General features: G+C 57.2%; 14 protein-coding genes. 10 read left to right on the top strand and 4 right to left on the bottom strand.

Translation table 11 applies throughout. The features are described from left to right. Positions 1–78: 78 nt before the first annotated feature. The 3 genes from CS910_RS03140 to dph2 are packed head-to-tail and all read right to left on the bottom strand — an operon-like array spanning position 79 to position 2,079. Complete coding sequence (locus CS910_RS03140; RefSeq protein WP_099209693.1) at positions 79–684, bottom strand: METTL5 family protein; 606 nt, start codon at positions 682–684, stop codon at positions 79–81. Further along, entirely contained in the window at positions 681–1,061 is a 381-nt protein-coding gene (locus tag CS910_RS03135) for a hypothetical protein (protein WP_099209692.1), read from the bottom strand. The genes CS910_RS03140 and CS910_RS03135 overlap by 4 nt, the downstream gene beginning before the upstream one ends. Beyond that, positions 1,039–2,079 (bottom strand): diphthamide biosynthesis enzyme Dph2, encoded by a 1,041-nt coding sequence (gene dph2, locus CS910_RS03130; protein WP_099209691.1) that lies wholly within the window; start codon positions 2,077–2,079, stop codon positions 1,039–1,041. Before dph2 ends, CS910_RS03135 begins: the two co-directional genes overlap by 23 nt. Positions 2,080–2,166: 87 nt before the next feature. On the opposite strand from dph2, the gene CS910_RS03125 reads away from it, so the two are divergent. From CS910_RS03125 to CS910_RS03095, 7 genes are all read left to right on the top strand, one after another. Then, complete coding sequence (locus CS910_RS03125; RefSeq protein ID WP_099209690.1) at positions 2,167–2,487, top strand: YbjQ family protein; 321 nt, start codon at positions 2,167–2,169, stop codon at positions 2,485–2,487. After that, the gene (locus CS910_RS03120; protein ID WP_099209689.1) at positions 2,487–2,684 is read left to right on the top strand and encodes a hypothetical protein; all 198 of its coding nucleotides are present in this window, start codon (positions 2,487–2,489) and stop codon (positions 2,682–2,684) included. Before CS910_RS03125 ends, CS910_RS03120 begins: the two co-directional genes overlap by 1 nt. 104 nt (positions 2,685–2,788) lie before the next feature. Beyond that, a complete protein-coding gene (locus tag CS910_RS03115) occupies positions 2,789–3,796 on the top strand; it encodes a DUF3887 domain-containing protein (protein WP_145955343.1) in 1,008 nt (335 codons plus the stop codon). Between the two features lie 45 nt (positions 3,797–3,841). After that, a complete protein-coding gene (locus CS910_RS03110) occupies positions 3,842–4,201 on the top strand; it encodes a PadR family transcriptional regulator (RefSeq protein ID WP_099209687.1) in 360 nt (119 codons plus the stop codon). Next, entirely contained in the window at positions 4,198–5,007 is an 810-nt protein-coding gene (locus CS910_RS03105; RefSeq protein WP_099209686.1) for an SdpI family protein, read from the top strand. Before CS910_RS03110 ends, CS910_RS03105 begins: the two co-directional genes overlap by 4 nt. Beyond that, the gene (locus CS910_RS03100; protein ID WP_173866217.1) at positions 4,994–5,737 is read left to right on the top strand and encodes a hypothetical protein; all 744 of its coding nucleotides are present in this window, start codon (positions 4,994–4,996) and stop codon (positions 5,735–5,737) included. The genes CS910_RS03105 and CS910_RS03100 overlap by 14 nt, the downstream gene beginning before the upstream one ends. A gap of 33 nt (positions 5,738–5,770) precedes the next feature. After that, positions 5,771–6,538: a class I SAM-dependent methyltransferase gene (locus CS910_RS03095; protein ID WP_099209685.1), complete on the top strand. Its 768-nt coding sequence runs from the start codon at positions 5,771–5,773 to the stop codon at positions 6,536–6,538. On the opposite strand, the gene CS910_RS03090 is transcribed toward CS910_RS03095, so the two are convergent. Then, positions 6,526–7,320 carry a nitrilase gene (locus CS910_RS03090; RefSeq protein ID WP_099209684.1) on the bottom strand — a complete coding sequence of 265 codons (795 nt, stop codon included), beginning with the start codon at positions 7,318–7,320 and terminating at the stop codon, positions 6,526–6,528. The two genes, CS910_RS03095 and CS910_RS03090, sit on opposite strands and share 13 nt — an antisense overlap. Before the next feature lie 470 nt (positions 7,321–7,790). Here CS910_RS03090 and CS910_RS03085 point away from each other — a divergent pair, with 470 nt between their 5' ends. Genes CS910_RS03085 through CS910_RS03075 form a run of 3 tightly spaced genes read left to right on the top strand, consistent with a single transcriptional unit; the run spans position 7,791 to position 11,121 of the window. Beyond that, positions 7,791–8,438: a metallophosphoesterase gene (locus CS910_RS03085; RefSeq protein WP_099209683.1), complete on the top strand. Its 648-nt coding sequence runs from the start codon at positions 7,791–7,793 to the stop codon at positions 8,436–8,438. Between the two features lie 32 nt (positions 8,439–8,470). Next, a complete protein-coding gene (locus CS910_RS03080; protein ID WP_099209682.1) occupies positions 8,471–9,649 on the top strand; it encodes an NAD-binding protein in 1,179 nt (392 codons plus the stop codon). Further along, positions 9,646–11,121, top strand: a complete 1,476-nt coding sequence (locus tag CS910_RS03075; RefSeq protein WP_099209681.1) for a TrkH family potassium uptake protein — start codon at positions 9,646–9,648, stop codon at positions 11,119–11,121. Before CS910_RS03080 ends, CS910_RS03075 begins: the two co-directional genes overlap by 4 nt. Positions 11,122–11,189 lie beyond the last annotated feature (68 nt).

Below are 11,189 nucleotides of genomic sequence, written 5' to 3'. Positions count from 1 at the left end.
GATTATATCATTTAGATTCTGATGTGAACACAAATATATTTTTTTCGCCCGGAATTTTCGGGAGCTTACCACTGAATCCTAATACCTTTCGAAACGGTAGATGTCGGCGAGGATTCTTTCAAGCCTCTTCCTGTGAAATCGGAACTGGGCCGGAATCTCAAAGGGAACCGTCGTCAGACGAATCGCGGTGAACCCGTTGTCGGCTGAGAACTTCTTGATGAAGTTCCTCACCTCCGGCTTCGCGAGGTGGATTGAGTAAACTCTATCGGCGACCTCGAAAGCCTTGAGCAGGAACGGCCGGTCCGCGCCCTTCCTCTGGCTCCCAAAGGGGGGGTTCATTATGACGGTGTCAACCTTTTCCTCGAACTCTGAGACGTCGGCGTTTATGAACTCGATCTCTGCACCAGCCCGTTCGGCGTTTTTCCTCGCGACCTTGAGGGCCTTCCCGTCAACCTCGACCGCGTAGACTCTCTCCGCCCCCAGGAGCTTCGCACCTACCGCGAGAACGCCAGTTCCGGTGCCGAGGTCGGCAACGACCTTCCCCTCGATATCCCCCGCGGAGTGGGCCAGCCAGAGGAGCTCCGCCGCCACGTCACCTGGCGTCCTGTACTGCTCAAGCTCCGGTTTCGGCTCCGGGAAGCCTTCAAGCCTCGACAGGAGCATTGCCAAGTGCTTTTTCCTCATTTCATCACCGCCCTGTGGAGGAGCTCCTGAAGGGTGCCGTGAATTTCGTAACCTGGGACGTGGAGGTAGGTGCCAATGACGCCCAGCGCAAGGGCACTGGCCATGGCCCCCACGAGGAACACCATAAACGCGAATATCGAAGCCACCAAGGAAAGCCCCAGGCCGTTTCTCTTGAGAAGGAAGAACGCGAAGAGCAGAAGGAACGACGCAAGAAAACCTGCTTCTCGAAAAACTACTGCAACAGCCAGTGGCAGGAGGAGCAGGGGACCCGAGACTCGAACGTAGGTTAAAGTTTCAGTAGAGACTTTAAGGCCCCAGTAGGCGGAGAGAAAGAGCAGTGTGAACTCCGCGAGCTCAAAGACTGGTTTTAGGTCCATGAACCGCAACCCCCAAAGGTTCATTCACATCCCTTTCTGCGCCGTTTATTTCGTCGAACTCGTAGTCCTCGCGAAGACCAAGGAGGAGCTCAACTTCCCTCGGCGTCAAGACCGGCTTCCTCCAGTTCTCGTAGTCGTCTATCGGAACCCTCGGGCAGGCAACGACGACGTAGGCGTCGAAAGAAAAGCCCTCGAGCTTCGGGTAGCTTATGTGGTCCATCGCTATGAGCCTCGCATCCCTGCCATGCCCGCGGAGGAGCTCAACAACCCGCCTGGCCTCGGCAAGCCTCAGCTGCCCCTTCTTAGTGCTCACCACGACTCCGAAGCTTTTAGCGTCCATAGCCTTGGCTATCTGCGCCCATCTCTTCTTTATCAGACGCTCCACTTCGGCATTCATCCAGAGGGCGTCGCCGGAGTAGGGATTTACTGCAAGAGTCGGCTTTTTGGTTGCCAGCGCGACGCCGAGCGGGTGGAAGTAGCCGGCCCCGATGAAGAGGACACCGTCTGCCCCGACCTTCGCGCTGGAGAAGTTGCACCCGAGCACCTGTCCGGGCCAGCTCACCCTCGAATCACCCCTTCCGATGAGCACCTCAAAGCCGTGCCTCTCCAAGAACTCCCTCGCCTCGTTGAGCCTGTGAACGTGCTGGGCGGTCGTTACGAGCGCTATCCTCTTTCCAAGCTTCCGAATCTCGTCTAGATTCCTTTCAAGGGCGGGAACGAGCTTAACCCTCGCAAAGGCGGGGACGAATATCGTCGGCACCTCAAGGTTCAGGCGCATGTAGCTGTGCCCGAGGTGGATTAAGGCGTCACAACCGAGCCTCCTCGCTTCCGAATCCGCAGGGTCGCAGGCCCCGTAGTTTATCTCGCCGTGCAGGATGACGGTTAAACCGCTCTCCTCGAGGAAGCGCGCAAGCTCTTCTGCTTCCCGCCTCAGCCCCTCCGGTGACTGTACGAGGACGCATTCCGCATCGAGCTTCCTCAGTTCCTCCAGTATCTCACAGTGGGGCACTTCGTGCATTCTACCACCGGATGCCCTACGATGAAAAACCTTAAAATACTTCTCCACCAACAATACCTCGAAGTTCGATGCATCGAGGTGATTGGTATGATTGTTGTAACCACCGAAGAGGTCCCCGGCTACCGGGTCGTCGAGGTGAAAGGCCTCGTGAGGGGCGGTGTTGTCATGGCTACCCACCTGGGCAGGGACATCCTGGCAGGTCTTAGAAACCTCGTGGGCGGTGAGGTGAAGGAGTACACCGAGATGATGGCTCAGGCAAGGGAGATAGCCCTCCAGAGACTCATTCAGCAGGCCGAGGAAATGGGCGCCAACGCGGTAATCGGGATGCGCTTCATGACGTCGAACGTCGGCCAGAGAATGGCCGAGGTTTACGCCTTTGGGACGGCGGTGGTAATCGAGCCGGAGTGATGGGTATGAAACGCCTCCTGCCCGCCCTCCTCCTTTCCCTGCTCCTCCTCGGCCACGTTTTGGCTTTGACGCCACAAGAGGCAATGATGCAGGCATGGAGGAACGGGAACTATTCCATCGTCGAGCCGTACCTCAGTCCCGCCATGAAGGCCGCATTCTCTGAGAAGGTATTCCAGAGTGCACGGGGGGACTCATAAAGAAGTACGGCGAGATTGAAGGCTACCGGCTGATAAAGAAGGAGAAAGAGGACGGCTACGAGGTCTACTACTACCGTGTTGAGGCGAAAAACGCTGCATACACTGTGAACGTGGCGGTGAAGGACGGGAAGGTTGAAGGATTTCACGTGGTCTCCGCTCCAGGGACACAGAACGGGAATGCTCCCCTCTTAGCGCCGCAGGATGCCATGATGAAGGCCTGGAAGAGCGGGAACTACTCGATAGCGGAGCCCTACCTGAGCCCGGAGATGAAGAAGGGCCTCTCCGAGAAAGTCTTCAGGACCGTCAGGGACGAAATGGTTGGACAGTACGGGCAAATCAAAGGCTACCAGCTCGAGAAAACCGAAGGGAAAGGGGGCTATCAAATATACATCTATCGCGTCATAGCGGAGAAGGGAAACTACACGGTGAGCGTGACTGTGAAGGACGGGAGGATTGAAGGCTTCCACATCGTTCCCGGCTTCAACCCGAAGAACGCCCTCTACCCCCTCCTCGGCGGTCTGCTCGGCCTGCTTCTCATCTGGGCCTACCTGAGGAAGTTCCACGCTGGAGAGCTCATCCTCGGGGCGGTCCTGCTGATTCCGGTGCTCCTGTTCCAGCCGCTTGTACAGAAGCTTCCGGAGCTCCTTGGGATGAGCAGCACAGCCTTCTTCGTGGTCTGGACGGGACTGATAGCGGCGCTCTTCCAGGAACCGCTCAAGTACTACTTCTCCCGCAACAAGACCCTCGGAAAGGCCCTTTACGTTGGGGTTGGCTTTGGAGTCGGGGAGGCAGTGTACGCGGCGGTGCTCTCGTCGCTCTTCGCCGGTTCACCAGTGTCCATCATCGAAAGAACCCTCGCGCTCCTCTTCCATGCGTCAACGACCGTCCTCTTCGCTTACTCCTACAGAAACGGCTGGGGAAGGAAGGCGCTGCTCGCGATGGTTCTCGTCCATTGGCTAACGGACAGTATAACAGCCTGCTGGCACGTCAGCCCCTCGACTGCAGTCCTTGCGGCCGGATATGCAGTGATGCTCCTCACAGCCCTGGCGATACTCCCGAAGCTCCTCCCGCTGGCGAGGGCCGAGAGTGAGGAACCGGAAGTGAAGTGGTGAACCTTTTTATTTCCCCTCTCCCCTTCCACAAAAGGAGGTCGTTAGTTGCTCGGCGCAGGCAGGGAGAAGGCAATCAAAAAGCTCAGGAAGGACCTGCGCTCCGGACTTTACTCCTACTTAGTCCTTTCGCTCCTCGAAAGGGAGGGGGAGCTCCACGGCTACGCGATAAGGAAGAGGCTCGGCGAGCTGAGCGACGGCAAACTCGTCCCGAGCGAAGGGGCCCTCTACGACATCCTGAAGAGCCTGAAGAAGTACAGGCTCGTCGAGGACTTCTGGGCCGAGGTCGGCGGGAGGCCGAGGAAGTACTACCGCCTCACCGACCTCGGGAGGGAAGTTTTATTAGAGCTGAAGGAGGAAGTAAAAACGATTGAAACGACCCTCATGAGACTGGAGGGGTTTGAATGAACGAAAAGACCTTCGAGGTGTTCATCTCGCTTCTCCTGCTCGGGGCGGGGCTGGCAACCCTCGCCTTCAGGAACAGGAGAAACCGGATGATAGGCTTCCGGGTGGGCTACACCTGGCACTCAGATAGGGTCTGGCGAAAGGTGAACACCTTCTCCGGCCTCTACTCTGTTGCGTACTCGCTTTTCCTGCTTATCCTTGCCATTTATGGTATCCCGCTCACTCCGTTCATCCTAACGATGCTGGCCTTCGTGCTTTCCGAAGTTGTAATCGGAACGTGGATGGCAAGGCACGAGTACGAACTCGAAGAGCTCTCGATTGAGGCCCCGGAGAAGCCCCCGGCAGTTGAGAAAGGAACTATGAAGGGAATCAGCATGGAACCCTACCTCCTCGTCCAGCTCGGCCTTTTGGGGTTCTACCTCCTGCTGGTTGCCCTTTTCTGGGACAGACTCCCGGAGAGGGTTGCCGTCCACTTCAGCGCGAGCGGAAGGCCGAACGGCTACATGGACAGGTTTTCGGGATTAATTGTGTTCCCGGTCCTCGGCTGGCTGCTTCCCTTCTCCCTGACGTTCCTCGCCAGAGACCCGGGCTTCTTCGCGAGGATGAGCGCGGGCGTAACTCAGCGCGGATGGTTCGAGCTCAACGTGCTCACGAGCTGCGCCCTCGTGCTGGTGTTCCTCACGGTGCTCCTTTACAACGTGGGTGCCGTCTCAGCGAACGCCATAAACTACGCAACCGTGGGGTTGCTCGTCCTCATCGGGCTCGGCATCTACCGGCTCCTCACGGTGAAACCTGATGAACGGGTATGAGCTCCTGAGAATCCTCTACGGGCTCTTTCTCGGCGCCTTCCTTATAATCGCGGGGACTCTGACGCTAACATCAAAGGGCGAGCTCGGGATAGGCTTCAGGATAGGCTACACCTACCTCTCGGAGCGGGCGCGGAGAAAAGCGAACCGCGTTTCAGGAATTGGAACGATTCTAACCGGGTTGGCGCTCATCCTTCTCTCGCCGTTCCTCCCGATGGCCGGCCTTTTCGCCGTTCTGCTCCTCGGCCTCGGCGGAACCCTTGTCCTCGCCTACCTAACGGCGAAGCGCGAGTACGAGCTTGAGGAACTCTCCAAAGAGGCACCGAAGAAACCCGGAAGGAGTATAGAATCCCCGAGGGTCGGAAAGTACCTCATCCTTCAGCTCATGTTCACCGGCGTTTCATTCGCGCTCATTCTCACTGGAGAAGTTCCGAGGGACCCAGGGATTCTCCTTGTTGCCAGCATCCAGCTCTTCCTCTTAGCGCTTACGGCCCTCGTTTCTCGACCTCTCGTCTTCCAGCTGGCGCCGAAGTTCAGGGGGAAGATGGCGCTCGGCTTCGCGAGGGCGATGACGGTGGTATCGGCGATGGTAGCGCTTCAGCTGGCGGTTGTGGCCTTAAGTCCCAAGGCGAGCCCGCTCCTCCTAATCCTCATGCTCCTCGTTTCCCTGGGCGCGGTATTCTACGCGGCCTTCGTCTCCCTAACAAGCGCCTACGAGGAGGGTTACTATTAAAAGGCCATCGTCCAATTCAACACCGGTGGGACGATGGAGGAGCTCTACCGCTACCTGTGGGCATCCATGAATCATCCCAAGAGCGAGGCCGCTCAAAACCGCTTCATCGGACTGCGCTCCTTCTTCAACTGGGCCGTCAAGGAGGGCCTGTTCCCCGAGAGGAGGAAGCTTAGAATCCTTGACCTCTGCGCCGGAACGGGCATAGCGGGTGGTGCCCTCTACGAGACGCTCCGCGAGTGGGGATACGAGGCTTCCCTGACCGTTGTCGACAAGAGGAAAGAGGATTTGCTCCTCGTCGAGGAGTGGGTGAGCGGGGAGGTTTACGGGGCCGTTATGGACTGCCTCGACGACTTGAGAAGGCTCGGGAGGTTCGATATAGCTTTAATCTTCGGCTACACGATGCCCCACTTCGACCCGTTTCAAACGGCCGAACTCTTCAGGAACGTCGCGAGGGTTCTGGAAAGCGACGGGGTCTTCCTGCTTGAAGAGATGGACCGCTTCGAGACGTTCTTCTACAGGAGGGCCTACCGCGAGATTGTGCCGGAAGTTCGGGGCGAGGAATACACGGTAATCTCGCTTGATGAAGGCTACAACCCGATGAGGGGCGTTATCAGGAGGGGCTACTACAAGTTGCCGGGCTGGGAGAGGATTGGAGAAATCGAGACGCGCTACTGGGATTTAGCTGGCTTAGCCGGCATTGGTAAGGCCCTCTTCGAGGAGGCCAGGATAATAAGGAAAAGCGAGCACGGCGTTGTGAACGTCGGCGATATAATCTACCTCGGGAAGCCCTACAGGACGTAATACTGTGGCCGCCTGTCCTTGAAGATATCGTTGAGCTCGTTCAGCCTCTTGTCCCTCGCCAGTTCAAGGTTTACCTCGACGACGGCAACCTCCTCCCTATCCTCGCTTCCCATCGCCAGAACCTCGGCCTTAGGCGAGGCTATCGTGCTCTTGCCGATGAACTTCAAGCCCCTCTCCTCGCCGATTCTGTTGGCCGTTATCGTGTAAACGCGGTTCTCCAAGGCCCTAATCGGCATTGCCCTCGGAGCGTAGGGCATGACGAGGTTGCTCGGGTGCGCTATTATCTCGGCCCCTTTCAGGGCAAGTGTTCTGGCGGACTCGGGGAAGAACCAGTCGAAGCATATCATAATACCAACCTTCGCGACCCCGATGTTGAAGACGTGGAAGCCGAGGTTCCCGGGCCTGAAGAAGAGCTTCTCGCGGTTGAAGAGGTGGACCTTCCGGTATTTCCCGATGTAGCCCCAGCCTATCGGGCCAACTATCACAGCGGAGTTATAGAGGTTCCCGCGCTCGTCCTTCTCAGCTGTTCCCGCAACTATGAAGACCTCCTTCTCCTTCGCAAGCTCGACGAGGAACTCCGTGGTTGGGCCGTCGGGAATCTCGCCGGCAACTTCAGATACCTCGCTTTTACTCTCGAAGTTGTAGCCGGTGTCAAAGAGCTCCGGCAGAACGACGAGCTTTGCACCCCCCTCAACGGCCTCACTGATGAGCCTCTCGGCCTTCGAGTAGTTCTTTTCAGGGTCGAGGAAGGCGGGCTCCATCTGAACGTAGGCGACCTTCATGATACCACCCCATAAAGTTCGCCCCGGAATAGATAAGCTTAGCGGAGGCGAAAACGAAGCGTATCCGCGACGTTTATGAGCCAAACTTTTTATAATCCATGCAAAAACAGCCCATTCAATGAATGCGATAGCTTCAACAACGCAAAGCTAAAATATCCGGTGAAGCAACTTTAAAAACCTGAACAAAGGAAATAAAATCGAGAAAAATACCGCGAACCGAAAGGAGTTTCTGAACCGCTCACACCCCGATTGGAGGGCCGAGAGGGCTTCTCGACCCGATGGGAAAAGCTTAAAAAGGGACTCCCGGAGCTAACCCCGGAGAGAAACTCAGGGGTGATGCTCATGAAGAGACGCCCAAGGAAGTGGAAGAAGAAGGGAAGGATGAGGTGGAAGTGGATTAAGAAGAGGATTAGGCGCCTCAAGAAACAGCGCAGGAAGGAGCGCGGGCTCATCTGAAGCCCGGTGGTTCTATGTCTCCTTTTTCCGACTTTGAGAGTTTATCCCTTTTGCTTGACACCTCCCTCGGAAGGACCCTTCTGATAGCTGACCCACACATTGGCTTCGAGCTTTCCCGGGGCCTGAGGATTAAAACGGGCTTTGAGAATAATTTAGCAGAGTTCGTCGTTGAGAGCGGTGTCGACGCTTTGGTAATCCTCGGCGACGTGAAGGAACCCCTCGGACTGAGCTTCCGCCTGAAGGAAATGCTCCTGCGCTTCTTTTCATCGCTGAAAGATGTGAGTGTTCTCATCGCCAAGGGCAACCACGACGGAAGGCTGGAGGAGGTAGCCGGAAAGTTCCCCAACGTCGAGGTTCGGGAACACTTCCTGCTCGACGGAAATCTCTTCCTCCACGGCCACACGAGACTGCCTAAGGTGGAATTTGAAGAGGCCTTTCTCGGCCACGCACACCCTGCTTACACTCTGAAGTCCGGCGGTGTTGCAAGGAAAGTGAAGGTCTTCGCGAGGGTTAATGAATTCCTCGTCCTCCCGACGGTCAACCCCTACATAGAAGGCTTCGACGTGAGGGAGGGGCTTAAACTCGTTCCATTCCTCAGGAAAGCTGAGGAGGTCGAGCTTTTCCTTCCGGAGGGCCTCTACCTCGGGAGGGTGAGGCTTTAAAGGAGAACGCCCTAATACCTACGGCGGTTTTCATGAGAGTGATTGTTGTCGGAGCCGGGAGAACCGGCAAAAGGGTCGCGGAGCACCTGTCGAAGAACCACGACGTTATTGTCGTTGACCGGGACGAAGAAGCGATAGCGGAAGTTTCCCACCTCGACGTTTTGACGGTTGTTGGCGACGCGACGCTTCCCGAGACGCTCGAAGAGGCAGAGGTCGAGAAGGCGGATTACCTGATTGCCACGACCGAGGACGACACGACCAACATAGTCGTCTGCGCCCTCGGGAAGACGCTCGGCAATCCTTTTACTATCGCGAGGGTGAGGAGGCTCGATTACATAAGGCTCTGGGGGCGCGGGAGGGAAGCGCTCGGTGTAAACCTGATGGTCAGCTCGGTTCCGCTGGTTGCCAAGAGCATCGCAAACGTTATCGAGTTTCCTCAGCTGAGACAGCTAAGAAACCTCTACGATGGCCTCTACATCGGCGATGCCATCGAGGTTCCCGAGGGTCTCTGGTACACCGAGGTCGGAGGAAGGAAAATCGTCGTTGCCACCATGGAGGAGCTGAAACGGGCTTACAGGCCGAGGAAGCCAAGGAACGTCCTAATCCTCGGCGGGAGCGAGGTCGCCGTTATGCTCGCCGAGATGCTAATCCGGAAGGGCGGTGACGTTAAGATAGTCGAGAGGAACAGGGAGAGGGCCGAGGCGGTTTCTTCCCTCCTGGAGGACGCGACGGTAATCGTTGGAAACCCCTTCAGCAGGTCACTATGGCGCGACGAGGAGCTCGACGAGGCCGAGGCTTCGGTTTCAGCCTTCGACGAGGACGAGAGAACGCTGATGGGCGCGATGGTGTCGAGGGAGTGGAGAATAGACAGGACCTTCGCGGTGGTTCGGGACGGGAACCTGATAGGAATGTTCGAGAGGGCAGGTATAGTGGCGGTCAGCCCGGAGGTTGTCACGGCCGACCGGATAGTCTTCGCGACGAGGGGTGAAAATGCTCTTGGCCTCGTGGCCTCGATACCCGGCGTGAGGGTTCTCGCCCTTGAGGTTGACGAGAAACTCGCCAGCAGAACGCCGGACGAGCTTCCCGGAACTCTCGGACCGGTTCTCAGGGGCGGGGAAGTAATCCTGCCGACGGCAAGCTTCCACCTCCAGAAGGGGGACGTTATAACGCTTATTGTCGAGGAGGAAATGGCGGGGGAGCTGGAGCTATGAAGATTAGAGCAACGTTCGCCCTGCTCGGTGAGATAATAGCACTCCTTGGACTGACGTTGCTCGCTCCAACGGTCGTGGCGCTCCGCGACGGGACGCCGGTGAAGCCTTTCCTAATACCGCTTGCGCTAAGCCTCGTCCTCGGTCTTTCCCTCCGCGCCCTCGACAGGAACCCGGAGATAGGCGCCAAGGAGGCTTTCCTTCTCGTCTCGCTCGCGTGGCTTGCCGTCGCCGGAATCGGGGCGCTTCCCTACATCATATCCGGCAAAAGCTCGCTCGCAAACCCCGTCAACGCGCTCTTCGAGAGCATGAGCGGTTTCACGACGACCGGGGCAACGGTTCTAAACAACTTCAACGAGCCGTCACGGGCTATACTCTTCTGGCGCCAGCTGACCCAGTGGCTCGGCGGAATGGGAATAGTTGTTCTCGCCATAGCGATACTGCCGAGGCTCAGCGTCGGCGGTGCGGAACTTATGAGCCTTGAAGCGCCGGGACCTCAGCTCCAGAAGCTGACACCCCACATAAGGCAGACCGCGAGGATTTTCTGGGGAATCTACGTGGGTCTAACTGCCCTCGAAACGGGAATTCTGGTTCTCCTCCACTACCTTGGACTGGCGCCGAAGATGACCCCTTACATGGCGCTGGTTCACTCCTTCACGACGATGAGCACAGGGGGCTTCTCCCCGCTGGCGCTCTCGATTGAGGCCTTTTCTCCAGCGGTGCAGTGGGTGATAATCGTCTTCATGATACTCGCTGGAGCGAACTTCGCCCTTTTCTGGTACCTCCTGCACAGGGATTTCAGGATAACCCGGAACGAGGAGTTCAGGTGGTACATCGTGGCGCTCCTCGCGCTGAGCCTTTTGCTAACTCCGATGCTCATAAACCAGTACGGATTCTCCCCGTTAACGGCATTCAGGCAGGCGCTCTTTCAGGTGGCCTCGATAGTAACAACGACCGGCTACGCGACGATGAACTTCGCCCTCTGGTCGCTTCCAGCCCAGTTCGTCCTGTTCTTCGCCATGTTCATCGGAGGTTCGAGCGGTTCAACAGCAGGTTCGATAAAGGTCGTCCGCTGGGTGGTCGGAATAAAGGCCGTCTGGAGGGAGCTGTTTCAGTCCTTCCACGGAAAGAGCATCAAGCCGGTAAAGCTCGGCGGAAAATCCGTCGATGAGCGCTCAGTTCGGAGCGTTTTAGCGTTCATAGTGCTGTATTTCATCGTCTTCCTCGTTTCGTCAGTGGTGGTTGTTCTCAACGGAACGACAACCGGAAAGCCGATTCCCCTCGCCGATGCCATGAGCGCGGTCGCGGCGACGCTCGGCAACATAGGACCCGGCATAGGAGCAGTGGGCCCGATGGCCAACTACCTGATTTTCCCCACCGGGACGAAAATTCTGATGTTCTTCCTCATGTGGCTTGGCAGGCTGGAGATTGTAACGGCCTTGGTCCTCTTCACCCGCGCCTATTGGAGGTGGTGAAAAAACGCAAACATTTATTAACACGTATGAACACAAAACTTCATAGGTGAGAAGCGTAGTGGTGAGAG

Origin of the sequence: Thermococcus henrietii, assembly GCF_900198835.1 — an archaeon.
In the GTDB taxonomy this organism is placed as follows: Archaea; Methanobacteriota_B; Thermococci; order Thermococcales; family Thermococcaceae; genus Thermococcus; species Thermococcus henrietii.
Note: the sequence above shows the minus strand (reverse complement) of the source record. Positions and strands in the feature narration are given on the sequence as shown.